Raw genomic sequence first — 17,449 nt, 5'->3', positions numbered from 1 at the left:
TTGAGCTAACCAATACTAATTGCCCGTGAGGCTTGACCATATAACACCCAAGCAATTTGCGCTTAAAAGCCAGATTGCGGTGTGTGAAGACGAAACGAACCGAAAGTTCGATGTTCACAAACACCTAGCTGTCACATACCCAATTTGCTGAAGCGAGGCCAACTGGCCACGATTCGGTACCCGAATTTCTTGACGACCATAGAGCGTTGGAACCACCTGATCCCATCCCGAACTCAGCAGTGAAACGATGCATCGCCGATGGTAGTGTGGGGTTTCCCCATGTGAGAGTAGGTCATCGTCAAGATTAAATTCCGAAACCCCAATTGCGAAAGCAGTTGGGGTTTTGTTTTGTCCGCAGGAAAGTTCTTACAACATTCGCAGGCGCCGTCCGGCTGTCACAACCTGCCGACAATGCTAAGGTTCTGCCCTGGCTTTCGTACTTTCCAAGGAATCCTTTATGCAGGACGCTCAGTCCCTCAACGCTGCATTCATGGTGGTCCAGAGCAACAGCCTGGACGAACTGCGCAGCCTTGTGATCAGCATCATGCGGCGTTATCCGCTTGCTCCCCTGGAAAACGAAATAGCGCTGGTGCAGAGCAACGGCATTGCCCAATGGCTCAAATTGGCCTTGGCCGAAGACCCTGAGGAAGACGACCTTGGCGGTTGCGGTATTGCCGCAGCGATTGATGTGCAACTGCCGGGCAGTTTCATGTGGCAGTTGTATCGCATGGTATTGGGGCGAGATGAAATTCCTCCCAAGTCCCTGCTCGATAAAGCCCCGTTGACCTGGCGCCTTATGCGTCTGCTCCCTCAGGTTATTGATCGACCTCATTTCGAACCGCTACAACGCTTTCTCATCAATGACGCCGACCTGCGCAAGCGCTACCAATTATCCGAGCGCTTGGCGGATCTGTTCGACCAGTATCAGGTGTACCGGGCCGACTGGCTTGAAGACTGGGCCGAAGGCCGACATCAATTGCGCAACGTCAGGGGCGAAGTCAAACCACTGCCCCCGACCAGTTGCTGGCAGGCAGAGTTGTGGCGTGCGCTGCTGGATGACGTAGGCGAACAAGGTATGGCGCAGAGCCGCGCCGGCGTTCACCAACGGTTTATCGAGCGCATCAATAACCTTATCGAAGCTCCTGGGGGACTACCTTCGCGGGTGATCGTTTTCGGGATTTCTTCGCTGCCAGCCCAAGTGCTTGAAGCACTGGCCGGGCTTGCGCGTTTCAGCCAGGTCCTGCTGTGTGTACACAACCCGTGCCGTCACCACTGGGCCGATATTGTTGCCGACAAGGATCTGTTGCGGCATCAATATAAGCGGCAATCGCGCAAGACTGGAATGCCCACAGTGCTGGACCCTGATGCACTGCATCAACACGCTCATCCACTATTGGCTGCATGGGGTAAACAAGGCCGGGACTACATCAACCTGCTCGACAGTTATGACGATCCTAATAGCTATCGGGCGGCTTTCCGCGACGGCCGCATAGACCTGTTCAGCGAAACTCAACCACACAATCTGCTCAATCAACTTCAGGACGACATCCTTGAGTTGCGCCCACTCAATGAGACTCGCGAACACTGGCCTGTTGTCGATCTGACACAAGACGAGTCGATCCGTTTTCACATTGCCCACAGCGCTCAGCGTGAAGTTGAAATACTGCATGACCAGCTTCTGGCGCGTTTTAGTGCCAACCCGGATCTGCGTCCTCGCGATGTGATCGTGATGGTGCCTGACATTGATAGCTATGCACCGCATATCCGCGCGGTGTTTGGTCAGCTTGATCGCCACGATGCGCGGTTCATCCCGTTCACATTGGCGGATCAGGGGCAGCGTGGTCGTGATCCACTGCTGATCGCAGTCGAACACCTGCTCAAGCTTCCCGATAGCCGCTTTCCGGTCAGTGAAATCCTCGACCTGCTTGACGTTCCTGCACTTCGCGCGCGCTTTGGTGTTGAGGAGCGTGACTTGCCAACACTGCACCGCTGGATAGAAGGCGCAGGCGTGCGTTGGGGCATGAATGCCGAGCAACGCGCGGGTCTGGGTTTACCCGACGAACTCGAGCAAAACAGCTGGCATTTCGGTCTGCGACGCATGCTTCTGGGCTACGCCGTAGGCAGCGCCAACGCGTGTGAAGGGATCGAACCCTATGATGAAATTGGTGGACTAGACGCCGCCCTGATCGGGCCGTTGGTGGCTTTGCTCGATGCTCTGGAACTCGCCCATCAGCAGCTCACCCAATCCGCTCAGCCCAAGGAGTGGGGATATCGATTGCAAGCGCTGATGCAACTGTTCTTCAAAGCCAGCAACGAGCACGACGACTACCTGTTGACCCAACTCGAAGAGCTACGTGAGACCTGGCTGGAAACGTGCGAGGCAGTAGGCCTGGCGGATGAGCTACCACTGACTGTGGTTCGTGAAGCCTGGCTCGCGGGGCTGGATCAGGGGCGCTTGTCTCAGCGTTTTCTGGCCGGCGCCGTGAATTTTTGTACGTTGATGCCCATGCGCGCCATTCCATTCAAACTGGTCTGCCTGCTGGGTATGAACGACGGCGATTATCCCCGTGCGCAGCCGCCACTGGATTTCGACCTCATGGGTAGCGACTACCGTCCGGGAGATCGTTCCCGGCGTGAAGACGACCGCTACCTTTTGCTTGAAGCGCTTTTGTCTGCGCGCAACCAGCTTTACATCAGTTGGGTTGGTCGCAGCATCCGTGATAACAGTGAGCGACCGGCTTCAGTGTTGATCGGGCAATTGCGGGATCACCTCGCAAGTGGCTGGCGATTGCTCGACGAAAACCGCGATCTGTTGAGTGACATGACGCAAGAGCATCCGCTGCAACCATTCAGTGCGCGCTATTTTCATGAAGGCGATCACCTGTTTAGCTATGCCAGTGAATGGCAGGTTCTGCATCAACAGCATGAGCCTCAAAACGAAACTCAGTTACTCAGCCCTTATGTACAAGAAGAGCCGCTGAGCCTGGCTCTGTTGCAGGACTTTTTACGCAACCCGGTTCGGCACTTTTTCACCCAGCGCCTCAAGGTTTATTTCGAGGCCGCCGAAGCACCGCTGGCCGACGAAGAACCCTTCGTGCTGGATGCATTACAGCGTTACACGCTCAGCGACAGCTTGCTCGAAGCCGCTCTCAGGCAACCCGACAATATCGATCAAGCACTGACAGCCCAGGCCCGACGTCTGCAAAACAGTGGTCTGTTGCCTATGGCCGGGTTTGGCGAGTGCCTGCAACGTGAGCTGATCGAACCTTTGCCTGACTTGCTACAGCGTTATCAACAATTGCTGGCACTCTGGCCTACCCCTTTGAACAGTGCGATGCCGGTCAACCTTGAATTGCAGGGCTTGCGTCTTGAAGGCTGGCTCGCGGGTTTGCACCAGCGCGCTGACGCAGGCCTGTTGTCGGTCACGACCATTCCCAACAGCATCGGCTCAATCAAAAGCCGCAAATGGCATCGGCTGACCAAACCTTGGGTTAATCATTTGGTGGCCTGCGCCAGCGGACTTTCGCTGACGACAGCCTTGGTAGCCAGCGACGATACATTGCTGCTTGAACCCATGGAGCCAGCACGAGCGATACGTTTCCTTGGTGACTTGCTCCTCGCTTGGCAGGCAGGCATGCGACAGCCACTGCCGGTCGCGGTAAAAACCGCTTTTGCGTGGCTTTCCCAAACTGATCCGCTGAAGGCCGAAGCGGCAGCGCGTAAAGCCTATGAAGGTGACGGGCAGACTAGCGAAGGCGAGCGTCGCGAGAGCCCCGCGTTGTCACGGCAATATGCCGACTTCGATGCATTGCTTGAGGACGAAACATTCGCCGGTTGGTGCGACGCGTTGTATCGCCCACTGCTTGAAGCATCATGGCGTTCACTGTCCACTGAAGGGACTCGCGCATGAGCACAAAGACACCCCTCGCACTGGCCTTTCCGCTACAGGGCAGTCAGTTGATCGAAGCCAGTGCCGGTACCGGCAAAACATTCACCATCTCAGCTTTGTATCTGCGACTTATTCTTGGGCACGGTGGCAAGTCGAGCGGCTTTGGTCGTGAATTGCTGCCACCACAGATTCTCGTCGTGACCTTCACCGATGCCGCGACCAAGGAGCTGCGTGAGCGCATACGCACGCGTCTGGCTGAGGCCGCTCGATTCTTTCGTGACGAAACACCTGCTCCTGACGGACTGATTGCTGAACTGCGCGACCAATTCGAACCACAGCAGTGGCCTGGTTGTGCCAACCGCCTCGATGTCGCCGCGCAATGGATGGACGAGGCCGCTGTTTCGACCATCCACAGTTGGTGTCAGCGCATGCTGCGGGAGCACGCGTTCGACAGTGGCAGCTTGTTCACTCAATCTCTGGAAACTGATCACAGCGACTTGCTCGGCGAAGTGCTGCGCGATTACTGGCGACTGTTCTGTTACCCGATGCAGGGCGATGCCTTGAACTGGGTTCGCAGCAATTGGGGGGGGCCGGCGGCTTTGTTGCCTCGCGTGCGCGGCCTGTTCGCCAGTGAGCGTGACAGCGATGAGGGAAAGGCTCCCGCAGAGCTGATCGATGAATGCCTGCAAGAACGCCGTGCAGCGCTGATCGAACTGAAAATGCCGTGGCGCCAGTGGGCAGACGAGTTGCTCGCCATCTGCCAGCAAGGCGTTGCGAGCAAAACCGTCGACGGGCGCAAGATGCAGGCGCGTTACTTCGAACCGTGGTTCGAAAAGCTCAAGGCATGGGCTGAAGACGAGACCCTGGAGCAACTGGATATCGGCACCGGTTTCACCCGACTGACGCCCGACGGCATGGCCGAAGCGTGGAAAGGCCAGGCTCCAGTTCACCCGGGCCTGGACGCGATGCCGAAGCTCAAATCGAGCCTCGATGCATTGCCGACTCCCGATGCCGCTGTGCTGCAACATGCCGCCAAATGGGTAGGCGCACGCTTTGAAGAAGAGAAGCGGCGTCGCGCCGAAATGGGCTTCGACGACATGTTGTTGCGGCTGGATGCCGCTTTGCAATCCGACGGAGGCGAACGTCTTGCGACGTTGATTCGCGAGCAGTTCCCGGTCGCGCTGATCGATGAGTTTCAGGACACCGACCCGGTGCAGTATCGAATCTTCGAGAGCATCTATCGCATTGAAGACAACAGCCCTGACACCGGCCTGTTTCTGATCGGTGATCCGAAGCAGGCGATCTACGCCTTCCGCGGTGCAGACATCTACACCTACCTGCGCGCACGTCAGGCCACCACTGGCCGGCTGCATACGCTGGGCACCAACTTCCGCTCCAGCCACGGCATGGTCAACGCGGTCAATCATGTATTCGCACGCGCCGAGTCCCGTGAGCTGGGGCGCGGCGCATTTTTGTTCCGCGAGAAAAACGGCGACAATCCGGTGCCATTTCTTCCCGTCGAATCTCAAGGTCGCAAGGAACATCTGCAAGTTGCCGGGCAGGCTGTCGCGGCGTTGAATGTCTGGCACTTGTCCACCGACCAGCCACTGTCGGGCGTGGTCTATCGTCAGCAGTTAGCAGCGGCGTGCGCCAGCGAAATTACTGCGCTGCTCAATGGCGGGCAAAACGCTAGCGCGGGGTTTGTTCAGGACGACAAAGACTTCAGAGGTCTGAGGCCGTCCGACATCGCGATTCTCGTGCGCGACGGCAAAGAAGCCCAGGCTGTACGCGGTGAACTCGCCGCCCGTGGCGTGCGCAGCGTTTACCTGTCGGACAAGGATTCTGTGTTCGCGGCGCAAGAAGCCCACGACCTGTTGTCCTGGCTCAAGGCCTGTGCCGAGCCGGATGTCGAACGTTCACTGAAAGCTGCTCTGGCCTGTATCACCCTGAACCTGCCACTGGCAGAGCTGGAACGTCTGAACCAGGACGAGCTGGTATGGGAAACCCGGGTCATGCAGTTCCGTGGCTATCGCGAGCTATGGCGCAAACAAGGTGTACTGCCGATGTTGCGCCGCCTGCTGCACGACTTCCATCTGCCGCAAACCTTGATGACGCGCACGGATGGCGAGCGGGTACTGACCAACCTTTTGCACCTGTCGGAATTGATGCAGCAAGCGGCTGCGGAGCTGGACGGGGAACAAGCGCTGATTCGTCATCTGGCCGAACTGCTGGCAGTGTCCGGTCAGGCCGGCGAAGAGCAGATTCTGCGTCTGGAAAGCGACGAGCAACTGGTCAAAGTCGTGACCATCCACAAGTCCAAAGGCCTGGAATATCCCTTGGTGTTCCTGCCGTTCATCTGTTCGGCAAAACCCGTGGATGGCAGTCGCTTGCCACTGCATTACCACGATGCCGAGGGCAAGGCCCAGGTGAGTCTGAAACCAACCGCTGAGCTGATCGCGCAAGCGGACGATGAGCGTCTGGCCGAAGACCTGCGTTTGCTCTACGTTGCTCTGACTCGCGCGCAGCACGCCTGTTGGTTGGGCGTAACGGACCTCAAGCGAGGCAATAACAACAGTTCGGTGCTGCACCTTTCGGCACTGGGTTATCTGCTCGGCGGTGGCGTATCGCTGGGTGAGTCCAGCGAACTGAAACGCTGGCTGCAAGACCTGCAACAAGACTGCCCGGCCATCCACATCGATGAAATGCCACAACCCACCGACGAGCATTACCAGCCGCCACAAAATGACGCCGTGCTGAGTGCCACGCTGTTGCCCAAGCGCAAGGCCAGCGAAAACTGGTGGATCGCCTCCTATAGCGCCTTGCGCATCAGCGACGTGTTGAGTGTCGGCAGCGATGAGGCTCCGGACAGTCCGCAAGCGCAAAAACTATTCGATGATGAGCGCCTCGATCCCGACGCCCCGCGAGAAATCATTGCCGGTGGCGCCGATATCCACCGCTTTCCTCGTGGCCCCAATCCGGGAACGTTTCTCCATGGTTTGCTGGAATGGGCAGGTGATGACGGTTTTGCCGTTGCCCGCGAAGCGCTGGAAGATGCGATTGCCCGACGCTGTAACCTGCGTGGCTGGGAAGGCTGGATCACCACCCTGAGCGACTGGCTGCAGCACCTGCTCAAATCGCCACTGCCGATTGCTGGCGGGCAACCACCGGTTGTTCTTGAGCAACTGAAACAATATCGGGTCGAGATGGAGTTCTGGTTCGCCAGCCATAAAGTCGATGTCCTCAAACTCGACGAACTGGTGCGTCAGCACACTCACAGAGGCGTGGCCCGCGTGGCGGCAGAACCGGTGCAACTCAATGGCATGTTCAAAGGCTTTATCGACCTGACCTTTGAACACAATGGCCGTTACTACGTGGCCGACTACAAGTCCAACTGGCTCGGCGTGGATGATCTGGCCTACACCGAGCAGGCCATGGAACTGTCGATCCTCGACAACCGCTATGACCTGCAATACGTGTTGTACCTGCTGGCGTTGCACCGCCAACTCAAGGCCCGGCTGCCTGATTACGATTACGACCGGCATGTCGGCGGGGCCTTGTATCTATTTCTGCGCGGCACCCGTGCTGACAGTCGCGGTGTCTATTTTGTACGTCCGCCCCGTGAGCTGATCGAGCGTCTCGACCGGATGTTCCAAGGCAAACCCGAACCCAAGACCGAGCCCGCCTGGGAACAGGGAGTCCTGCTATGAGCCGCACCTTTGCCGACCTGCTACCCACGCCGCTGGCAGCGGACAGTCTGTCGAGGCTGTCGCCGCTGACCAGCGCCGACGATCTTCTGATATTGCTGACGCGTTGGGTCGAGCGCGGCTGGTTGCGAGCGCTGGACAAAGCATTCGTCGCGTTCCTTCACGAGCTCGAGCGCGACACGGATCCGCTGGTGTTGCTCGCAGCCGCCCTGACCAGCCATCAACTTGGCCACGGTCATGTCTGTCTCGATCTTTATGAAACCCTGAAAGCGCCCGACTTCGCGCTGTCGTTGCCCCCTGAAGGTGACGTGCAAGGTGGTGTGCTGTTGCTGCCTTCGCAATTGCTTGAGGCACTTGAGGGCGCGCACTGGTGCAAGGTTCTGGCGGGCAGTTCTCTGGTCGCACTGGCGGCGGATACCAGTGATTCAGCAGAACAACGCCCGTTGGTGTTGTCAGGCAAACGCCTGTATTTGCGACGCTACTGGGCCTACGAGCGGCGGATTGATACGGCGTTGCGCCAGCGTTTGCAGCAGGTTGAGCCAACGCCGGATGATCTGCCACAACGCTTGAACGAACTGTTCGGATCAGCCAAGGTCGGTGAAGTGATCGACTGGCAGAAGCTGGCCTGCGCCCTTGCTACTCGTGGTGCCTTCAGCATCGTCACCGGGGGGCCGGGGACCGGTAAAACCACCACGGTGGTGCGTTTGCTGGCGTTGCTTCAAGCCCCAGCAGTCGCCTCCGGTCATCCGCTGCGGATTCGTCTGGCGGCGCCGACAGGCAAGGCTGCGGCGCGATTGACCGAGTCCATCAGCCAACAAGTGCAGTCGCTGGAAGTCAGCGAAGAGGTGCGGGCGAAAATCCCTTGTGACGTCACCACGGTGCATCGTCTGCTCGGCAGCCGTCCCGGCACCCGGCACTTCCGCCACAATGCCGGCAACCGCCTGCCACTGGATGTACTGGTAGTCGACGAAGCCTCGATGATCGACCTGGAGATGATGGCCAACCTGCTCGATGCCTTGCCGCCGCATGCTCGACTGGTATTACTGGGTGACAAGGATCAATTGGCCTCTGTGGAGGCCGGGGCGGTGCTGGGGGATTTGTGCCGTGACGCCGAAAGTGGCTGGTACAGCCCGCAGACCCGACAGTGGCTGGAGTCGGTCAGCGGTGAGTCGTTACAGGACAGCGACTTGCATGAGGATGTCGGCGGCGCCCACCCATTGGCCCAGCAAGTGGTGATGCTGCGTCACTCCCGGCGTTTCGGCGAGGGTAGCGGGATCGGTCAGCTCGCGCGTCGGGTCAACCAACAGTTGCCGGATGAGGCGCGGCAGTTGCTCACGACCGGGCACTATGACGATGTGTATTCGTTGCCGCTCAAGGGCGAACATGATCACAAGCTCGAGCGCCTGTTGCTTGAGGGACATGGCGACGGCCCACAAGGCTACCGCCATTACCTGACTGTGCTGCGTAATCAGCGTCCGCCGCCGGGTAGGCCACTCGAACATCCTGACTGGATCGTCTGGGCTCGTGACGTCCTGCAAGCGTTCGACACCTTCCAGTTGCTGTGTGCCGTACGCAAAGGGCCTTGGGGCGTCGAAGGCCTGAATCAACGGGTCACCGCCGCGCTGCTCAAAGCACGTTTGATCGAAAACGATCAGCAATGGTACGAGGGTCGTCCGGTCTTGATGACCCGTAACGACTACGGTCTGGGTTTGATGAACGGCGATATCGGCATCGCCCTCAAGCTGCCCGAGCGCGAAGGACCTGATGCGGGCAAACCGGTGTTGCGCGTGGCGTTCCCGCGCAACGACGGTCAGGGCGGCGTGCGCTTCGTATTGCCAAGCCGCCTCAACGACGTCGAAACCGTCTACGCCATGACGGTGCACAAATCCCAGGGTTCGGAGTTTGCCCACACGGCCCTGATTCTGCCGGATGCCTTGAATCCGGTGCTGACCAAAGAATTGATCTACACCGGCATTACCCGGGCCAAGCACTGGTTCACCTTGATCGAGCCCCGGGCCGGCGTGTTTGAGGAGGCGGTGCAGCGCAAGGTCAAACGCCTGAGCGGGCTGATGCTGGAACTGGAGGAGGGCAACGTGCCTCGGGGGTGAAAATCCAGACAATTGACGGCGATTACTGACCAACCGGTCAGAGGTCAGTGTCTCGCTGGTGTTTCACTGCTGTGCTATCGTTGCGGCATCATTTCGCTACGATCCAAGAGAATCCCTGCATGAAGGTGTCTGTCTGGGCGACAGGGCGCGTAGTTGTCTGCAAGCACGCGTTGCTTGTCGGTCTGCTCTGGTTGTTGACGGGCGCGGCTGTCGCGCAGCCGCAAGCGCCGACGGGTATGGCCGAACAACGGGCCAAATCTGTCACGCAGGTTGTTCTTGGTATTCTCAGCTACGCGCGCTGGCCGGTTGAGCCTGCGCAGTTGCGTCTGTGCATCGTTGGCCCCACCGAATACACCGACGATCTGGTCAAAGGCACCACTCAAGCCACTGGCCGTCCGGTCACCGTACGTCGCCTGCTGGCCGATAATCCGGCCATCGTCAGCGAATGCGATGCGGTGTACATCGGCAAACTCACGGCCGATGAACGCGCTCGGCTGTTCGCTTCGCTGATCGGTCATCCGGTGCTGAGCATCAGTGAAGGTGGCGATCAATGCACGGTCGGCAGCCTGTTCTGTCTGCGTGTTGGCGATGAGCAGGTTTCATTCGAGGTCAATCTCGACTCCGTTGCCCGCAGCGGCGTACGCATTCACCCCAGCGTGCTGCAATTGTCGCGTCGCAAACCGGCGGCACCATGAACCTGTTCAGATCGAATAGCCGCCCAACGCTGGGTTCGGTCATTGGCCGAGGGCATCTGACGGTCGCGCTGGTGGGTGTGGCGATGGCCAGTGTTTCGCTGACGTTGCTCGGCGTACTGGCATTACGGGTGTACGCCGATCACAACCTGCACTTGATCGCCCGTTCGATCAGCTACACCGTGGAAGCCGCAGTGGTGTTCAACGACAAGACCGCCGCCAACGAATCGCTGGCACTGATTGCTTCTGCCGAAGAGGTTGCTGACGCCCAGGTTCTGGACAGCCAGGGACAACTGCTCGCGCATTGGCAACGCCCGGAAAACGGCTTGTTCTCTGAGCTGGAAATGCAGATCACCCGCGCAGTCCTGGAAAAACCCATCAGCCTGCCTATCGAGCATCAGGACCGTGAAATCGGTCGCGTATTGCTCACCGGTCATGGCGGTAGCCTGATGCGCTTTCTGCTCAGCGGTCTGGCGGGGATCATTCTCTGTACCGCGATCAGCGCCTGGGTTGCGCTCTACCTGGCGCGTCGCCAGTTACGCGCGATCACCGGTCCTCTGCGCAGTCTGGCCAATGTGGCTCACGCCGCCCGCAGCGAACGAGCGCTGGACCGCCGCGTGCCGCCGGCACAGATCGCCGAACTCGATAACCTCGGCAATGACTTCAACGCCTTGCTCGATGAGCTGGAGTCGTGGCAAAGCCATCTACAGAACGAAAACGAAACCCTCGCTCACCAGGCCAGCCATGACAGCCTCACCGGTCTGCCGAACCGCGCTTTTTTCGAAGGGCGGTTGATCCGCGCCTTGCGCAACGCCGGCAAACACAATGAACGAGTTGCCGTGTTGTTTCTCGACAGCGACCGCTTCAAGGGGATCAACGACAACTTCGGCCACGCTGCCGGTGATGCTGTGCTGGTCGCCGTGGCCAATCGCATTCGCGCACAGTTGCGCGAAGAGGATCTGGTGGCGCGCCTGGGCGGTGACGAGTTCGCCGTCCTGCTCACGCCGCTGCACAGGATCGAAGACGCCGAACGCATCGCCGACAAGATCCTCGCCAGCATGGACATGCCCATCGCGCTGCCGGGCGACACCAGTGTCGTGACCTCGCTCAGTATCGGTATCGCGGTTTATCCCGATCATGGGGTCACGCCGGGCGCCTTGCTCGATGCTGCCGATGCGGCGATGTATCAAGCCAAGCGTCTTTCGCGTGGCGCCCAATTCACGGCCGGGGCGGAGCTTCCGGTCGATTCCGTTCAAACCAGGAGCTGACCCTCGTGTTCACACTGTCCATTCGATCTTTTTACGCTGTGCTGTTGATCGCCGTACTGGCCCTGACCGGTTGCCAGACAGCGCCGCAAAAAGGCCTGACGCCAGCGCAGGTCGCCGTTCTCAAACAACAGGGTTTTGAACTGACCGACGAGGGCTGGGAATTTGGCCTGTCCGGCAAAGTGCTGTTTGGCAGCGACGTCGAAAGCCTGAACAAGGAAAGTACCGAAATCGTCGAACGCATCGGCAAGGCCCTGCTGGGTGTCGGCATCGAGCGCGTGCGCGTCGATGGCCACACCGACGCATCGGGCAAGGAAACCTACAATCAGCAACTATCGCTGCGTCGTGCGAAAAGTGTCGCCAACGTGCTGGGCACTGTCGGCATGAAGCAAGAGAACATCCAGTTGCAGGGCCTGGGCAGCAAAGAGCCGGTGGCGTCCAACGATACGGCAGCGGGCCGCACGGAAAACCGTCGCGTGGCGATTGTGGTCAGCGCCGACTAGTCGGTGAACTGTATCGCCCTAGGAAGATATATTGTCTGTTTGACTGCTGGATTGTTGTTTTATGTAATTGCTTTGCTTTGAATTAAGTAAAATAAAAAATCAAGAAGGAGGGGTGTTAAATGCTAGTCGGATGTCTTGTTCGAGGTTACAAAACTTATTCTAATGTGAACTTTATACCATTGATAAAAGAAGGGCAGCATAAGCTTTCGATTTTTATTGGTGATAATGGTGCTGGAAAGTCATCTGTTCTCGAAGCTATAGACGTCTGTTTTAATAATAGGGAGTGGAATTATAATATTGGGTCGAAAAGGTCTGAGTCTTTTATTTGTCCTGTTTTTTTAATTAAGAAAAGTGAATGTAAGATTTCAAATAAAGCACTTGCGTTGGTAAGTGATTATTTTTGGCAATACCAAATTCCTTCCGCACCGAGTGTCGTGGCGTACGAAGGGATGGAAAAACTTATTGAGTTTCGAGAGCATATTAAAAGCTGGGCTCATCCGTCTGATTACTATTTTATAAGTGTCGGTGTTGACTCGGATCGTGGTACGTATTTTACATCTACACTTGATACTACCATTAGAACAAGATTTAAAACAAAGGGTGTGTCTTATTCGGATCTTGATGATCTTAAGGAACAAATTTTTGATGCTTACAGATACATCTATATTCCAGTAGAGATTACAACTAAAGAGGTTTTGGATATTCAGTCGCTGGAGTTTCAGGGGCTGATGGATAAAAACTTGATTAGTGAGATAGAGGCTATTCTAAAGTCTCCGCGGAATGGAGCAAGCATAGTAGATGAGATAAATTCAAAGCTTGATGTTTTTCTTAAAGAGATAAATGAGGTGCTTTCGGAGGATAGTTATACCTACTCAACTCCCGTAATAGGTCAAAAGAAGGTTTATGCAGCGGATATTGTATTTTCAATCATAGAAAGTTATTTCTCGAATCGAACGCTGCAGAAAGATAAGAAGCCAATATCGGCATTAAGCTCTGGGGAGCAGCGGCGAGCTTTAATAGATGTAGCTCATGCATTCATAACGAGCAGTTCTGCCCGTCAGAAAAAGCTAATCATCGCTATAGATGAGCCGGAAGCATCTCTCGTAAATAAATCTAGCTACGAGCAGTTTAGGAGGATTTTCGAGATTTCGGAGCAAGCTGACTGTCAGGCGATTATTGCAACTCATTGGTATGGATTGCTCATCACATCACAAAAAGCAGCCCTTCATCATATAAGTAACGACTCCACGAAGATTGAGATAAAAAGTTTTGATCTTATGAATGTGCATGAGTCAAGAAGAGATTTTCCCGATTCTGTCACGATGAAAAGCTTTTTTGATTTGGTTTCATCAATGCTCTCAATTATAAAAAGTACAGGTGGGAATTGGATCATCTGCGAAGGCTCTGATGATAAAAACTATCTTGATAAACTTATTGATGATTCCATACCGGATTTGACAATTTTGCCAGTTGGAGGGGTGGCAAATGTAATTAAACTACATAATTACCTGAAGATTGCCGTCGAGGATTCTTCGGAGCGTAAACTTATAAAAGGCAAGATATTCTGTTTGATCGATACGGATGCCTCTCGTATCGAAATTACAGGGTGCCATAAGACAGAAGAAAAAAAGATACTGCAGATAAAGCGCTTTCAGATTGAGGGGGGGGAAGCAAGATTGGTGGAGCCAATAAATAATGGCTACTATTTGCCTACTGTCTTGGAAGACTGCCTCCCTTCTGTGGATTATTTCGATGCGTGTAAAAGAACTATCCAGGGCATTGACAGTTCGGTAAGCATGATAAGAAATAAGCTTAGTAAATACGCAATGGTTAACCATGACATGGATTTTTTGAAAACAGATAGGATAAGGGTTAGAAATAAAGTGAAGGAGCTGATTACTAATCCTCAGAATAAATACATAATTTCTGAGAGTTATGAAGCGACAATTACTCCTTTTTGGATTAGTACCGTTAGGGATTTTTTTTCTTGATGAGTTGGCTTGGTAAGTAGGGGGGCGGGGCAATCTGCCTTTTGTCTTGCTCTAGTGCTAATAGTGAGTTGATCGGTTAGTTTTGGATTTGGCGTGCGTTGCTAGTGGTGGATAATAGGTTTATTGGAACTGCTCTTCAATTTTATATGATTTGGATGTGGGAATTCAATTCATGATTGTGTCCGAATAATTATTAAATTGGTAACCAAGTCACCTTTCGGTATCGCTTGAATGTATCGATTCGTTTGGCCTGTTAAGATGCGGGCGGTATCGTAGGTCTGGTGATAAATGCAGGCGTGTCTAAACTGTTTTTTATAAGGGTTAATGTGCTTGATAATCAAATGACTTCTAAGCATGCACCCTATTTCATCCTCAGCCATTGCAGCCTTCATCAGGCTTTTCACGCCCATATGTCACTATGGCTGCATGAGCGCGTGAAGGGAGACTAATGAAGATTCGGCAGAAAAAGCTCAGAGATCATCTCATTGCACTTACATGTTTAAGTTTTTCCGTGCGGTCTCATTTTGAATTAAGTACATGCCCTAACAAGATCTTATAGCGCGCATGCGCATCACTGTAAGCAGCGTTTAAATTGTCACAAGTGGCGTCACAACCCGTTTCTAAGTCCTCTCCGACATCGTTAGGATTAGACTCCCTCACGACTCGCAGGCGCTCAGTCTGTAAATCGAAGATCTCGCGTTTCGCCCAGCAATAACGGGCGGTTTAGCTCAGTCACCTCCCTGATGTAATCCCACAACAGGGTGATCCGCTTCAACTTCCTCAGATCCTCCCGGCAGTACATCCAGAACTGCCGGGTGATGTCGATTTCCTCCGGCAACACCGGCAGCAGGCGCGGATCCTGCGCGGCGAGGAAGCACGGCAGAATCGCCAGCGAGCGCCCCTGCTGCGCCGCGACGAACTGCGCGATCACGCTGGTGCTGCGCAAGTTGGCGCTGGCGCCCGGCAACACGTTCGCCAGGTAGAGCAGCTCGGAGCTGAACGCCAGGTCATCCACATAACTGATGAATTGATGCCTGCCCAAGTCTGCCGGGCGGCGGATCGGTGGGTGTTTGTCGAGATATTCCTGAGTTGCGTAGAGCTGCAAGCGGTAGTCGCAGAGTTTGCAGCACACATACGGCCCATGCTCCGGACGTTCCAGGGCGATAACGATGTCGGCTTCGCGCTTGGACAGGCTGATGAAGTGCGGCAGCGGCAGGATGTCCACCGAGATCGCCGGGTAAGCATCGACGAAATGGCTTAGCTGCGGGGTGATGAAAAAGCTGCCGAAACCTTCGGTGCAGCCCATGCGCACATGCCCGGAGAGTGCCACGCCGGAACCTGACACTTGCTCGCAGGCCATGTGCAAGGTGCTTTCGATCGACTCGGCATAACCGAGCAAACGCTGACCTTCGGTGGTCAGGACGAAGCCGCTGGTGCGCGACTTCTCGAACAGCAAAGTGCCCAATGCCGCTTCCAGCGAACTGATGCGCCGCGACACGGTTGTGTAGTCGACAGCCAGCCGTTTGGCGGCGGTGCTGGCCTTGCGGGTGCGGGCGACTTCAAGGAAAAACTTCAGGTCGTCCCAGTTCAGCGAGCCTAGAGAGGTGATGTTTTTTTGCATGATGGACGGGCTTATATGTGCGTTCTTATTAGAAGTTTGCACATCTATACTCCAAAAACAGTCCGACAACCAACTCGTGACACACGCCTCATCTCAAGGCGAACCTTTCGCCTTGGCTCCTACGATAAAAACAAGTTTCGGAGACCAGCATGAACGCATCGCTTACGCCCAACGAAACCACGGTCCAGAAGGTCAAGCTGCTGATCGACGGCGAGTGGGTCGAGTCGCAGTCCACCGAGTGGCACGACATCGTCAACCCGGCGACCCAGCAAGTGCTGGCCAAAGTGCCGTTTGCCACTGCCGCAGAAGTGGATGCCGCCGTCAGCGCTGCACAGCGCGCCTTCCAGACCTGGAAACTGACCCCGATCGGCGCGCGCATGCGCATCATGCTCAAGCTGCAAGCGCTGATCCGCGAGCATTCCAAACGCATCGCCGTCGTCCTGAGCTCCGAGCAAGGCAAAACCATTGCCGACGCCGAGGGCGATATTTTCCGTGGCCTGGAAGTGGTCGAGCACGCCTGCTCCATCGGCACTCTGCAAATGGGTGAGTTCGCCGAGAACGTCGCCGGCGGCGTTGATACTTACACCCTGCGCCAGCCGATCGGCGTGTGCGCCGGCATCACACCGTTTAACTTCCCGGCGATGATTCCACTGTGGATGTTCCCGATGGCCATCGCTTGCGGCAACACCTTCGTTTTGAAACCGTCCGAACAGGATCCGCTGTCGACCATGTTGCTGGTCGAGTTGGCAATCGAGGCTGGCGTTCCGGCGGGCGTGTTGAACGTGGTCCACGGCGGTAAAGACGTGGTCGATGGTCTGTGCACGCACAAAGACATCAAAGCGGTGTCCTTCGTCGGCTCGACCGCTGTCGGCACTCACGTTTACGACCTGGCCGGCAAGCACGGCAAACGCGTGCAATCGATGATGGGCGCGAAGAACCATGCCGTGGTGCTCGCCGATGCCAATCGCGAGCAAGCGCTGAATGCCTTGGTCGGCGCCGGTTTCGGTGCCGCCGGGCAACGTTGCATGGCCACCTCCGTGGTGGTGCTGGTCGGCGCGGCGAAGCAATGGCTGCCGGATCTGAAAGCGCTGGCGCAGAAACTCACCGTCAACGCTGGCAGCGAGCCGGGCACCGATGTCGGCCCGGTGATCTCGAAGAAAGCCAAAGCACGCATTCTCGATCTGATCGAAAGCGGCATCAAGGAAGGCGCCAAGCTGGAACTGGACGGTCGCGACATCAAGGTGCCGGGCTACGAGCAAGGCAACTTTGTCGGCCCGACCCTGTTCTCGGGCGTGACCACCGACATGCAGATCTACACCCAGGAAATCTTCGGCCCGGTGCTGGTGGTGCTGGAAGTCGACACCCTTGATCAAGCCATCGCCCTGGTCAACGCCAACCCGTTCGGCAACGGCACCGGCCTGTTCACCCAGAGCGGCGCGGCTGCGCGTAAATTCCAGACGGAAATCGACGTCGGTCAGGTCGGTATCAACATCCCGATTCCAGTGCCGGTGCCGTTCTTCAGCTTCACCGGTTCGCGCGGTTCGAAACTCGGCGACCTCGGCCCGTACGGCAAGCAAGTGGTGCAGTTCTACACGCAGACCAAAACGGTCACGGCGCGCTGGTTCGATGACGACAGCGTCAACGACGGCGTGAACACCACTATCAACCTGCGCTGA

The 17,449-nt window shown here is 56.3% G+C and carries 9 protein-coding genes and 1 rRNA gene; 9 read left to right on the top strand and 1 reads right to left on the bottom strand.

Going from position 1 to position 17,449, the window contains the following annotated elements:
- Positions 1-188: 188 nt before the first annotated feature.
- The 8 genes from rrf to GTU76_RS06875 all read left to right on the top strand — a co-directional run bounded on the left by rrf (position 189) and on the right by GTU76_RS06875 (position 14,152).
- Positions 189-304 (top strand): 5S ribosomal RNA (rrf, locus tag GTU76_RS06910).
- Between the two features lie 153 nt (positions 305-457).
- Positions 458-3,910, top strand: coding sequence for an exodeoxyribonuclease V subunit gamma (recC, locus tag GTU76_RS06905; RefSeq protein WP_175555454.1), 3,453 nt, complete (start codon positions 458-460; stop codon positions 3,908-3,910).
- Positions 3,907-7,596 (top strand): exodeoxyribonuclease V subunit beta, encoded by a 3,690-nt coding sequence (gene recB, locus GTU76_RS06900; RefSeq protein WP_180698301.1) that lies wholly within the window; start codon positions 3,907-3,909, stop codon positions 7,594-7,596. The genes recC and recB overlap by 4 nt, the downstream gene beginning before the upstream one ends.
- Positions 7,593-9,701: an exodeoxyribonuclease V subunit alpha gene (gene recD / locus GTU76_RS06895; protein ID WP_180698300.1), complete on the top strand. Its 2,109-nt coding sequence runs from the start codon at positions 7,593-7,595 to the stop codon at positions 9,699-9,701. Before recB ends, recD begins: the two co-directional genes overlap by 4 nt.
- Positions 9,702-9,820: 119 nt before the next feature.
- Positions 9,821-10,396 carry a regulatory sequestration protein YfiR gene (gene yfiR / locus GTU76_RS06890; protein WP_016987273.1) on the top strand — a complete coding sequence of 192 codons (576 nt, stop codon included), beginning with the start codon at positions 9,821-9,823 and terminating at the stop codon, positions 10,394-10,396.
- Complete coding sequence (gene dgcN, locus GTU76_RS06885) at positions 10,393-11,661, top strand: diguanylate cyclase DgcN/YfiN (RefSeq protein ID WP_016987272.1); 1,269 nt, start codon at positions 10,393-10,395, stop codon at positions 11,659-11,661. The genes yfiR and dgcN overlap by 4 nt, the downstream gene beginning before the upstream one ends.
- A 5-nt stretch (positions 11,662-11,666) precedes the next feature.
- Positions 11,667-12,161, top strand: coding sequence for an outer membrane lipoprotein YfiB (gene yfiB, locus GTU76_RS06880; protein WP_180698299.1), 495 nt, complete (start codon positions 11,667-11,669; stop codon positions 12,159-12,161).
- 119 nt (positions 12,162-12,280) lie between these two features.
- Positions 12,281-14,152: an AAA family ATPase gene (locus GTU76_RS06875; protein ID WP_180698298.1), complete on the top strand. Its 1,872-nt coding sequence runs from the start codon at positions 12,281-12,283 to the stop codon at positions 14,150-14,152.
- Between the two features lie 673 nt (positions 14,153-14,825).
- Here GTU76_RS06875 and GTU76_RS06870 read toward each other — a convergent pair.
- On the bottom strand, positions 14,826-15,773 hold the full coding sequence (locus GTU76_RS06870; protein WP_180698297.1) for a LysR family transcriptional regulator: 948 nt from the start codon (positions 15,771-15,773) through the stop codon (positions 14,826-14,828).
- A gap of 149 nt (positions 15,774-15,922) precedes the next feature.
- On the opposite strand from GTU76_RS06870, the gene GTU76_RS06865 reads away from it, so the two are divergent.
- Positions 15,923-17,449, top strand: a complete 1,527-nt coding sequence (locus GTU76_RS06865; protein ID WP_180698296.1) for a CoA-acylating methylmalonate-semialdehyde dehydrogenase — start codon at positions 15,923-15,925, stop codon at positions 17,447-17,449.

Origin of the sequence: Pseudomonas crudilactis (assembly GCF_013433315.1) — a bacterium.
In the GTDB taxonomy this organism is placed as follows: Bacteria; Pseudomonadota; Gammaproteobacteria; order Pseudomonadales; family Pseudomonadaceae; genus Aquipseudomonas; species Aquipseudomonas crudilactis.
Note: the sequence above shows the minus strand (reverse complement) of the source record. Positions and strands in the feature narration are given on the sequence as shown.

Bases quoted from the DNA above. Each gene is read 5' to 3' on its own strand.
- recB (WP_180698301.1), top strand. From the start codon at position 3,907: ATGAGCACAAAGACACCCCTCGCACTGGCCTTTCCGCTACAGGGCAGT.
- GTU76_RS06875 (WP_180698298.1), top strand. From the start codon at position 12,281: ATGCTAGTCGGATGTCTTGTTCGAGGTTACAAAACTTATTCTAATGTG.
- dgcN (WP_016987272.1), top strand. From the start codon at position 10,393: ATGAACCTGTTCAGATCGAATAGCCGCCCAACGCTGGGTTCGGTCATT.
- yfiR (WP_016987273.1), top strand. From the start codon at position 9,821: ATGAAGGTGTCTGTCTGGGCGACAGGGCGCGTAGTTGTCTGCAAGCAC.
- GTU76_RS06870 (WP_180698297.1), bottom strand. From the start codon at position 15,773: ATGCAAAAAAACATCACCTCTCTAGGCTCGCTGAACTGGGACGACCTG.
- recD (WP_180698300.1), top strand. From the start codon at position 7,593: ATGAGCCGCACCTTTGCCGACCTGCTACCCACGCCGCTGGCAGCGGAC.
- recC (WP_175555454.1), top strand. From the start codon at position 458: ATGCAGGACGCTCAGTCCCTCAACGCTGCATTCATGGTGGTCCAGAGC.
- GTU76_RS06865 (WP_180698296.1), top strand. From the start codon at position 15,923: ATGAACGCATCGCTTACGCCCAACGAAACCACGGTCCAGAAGGTCAAG.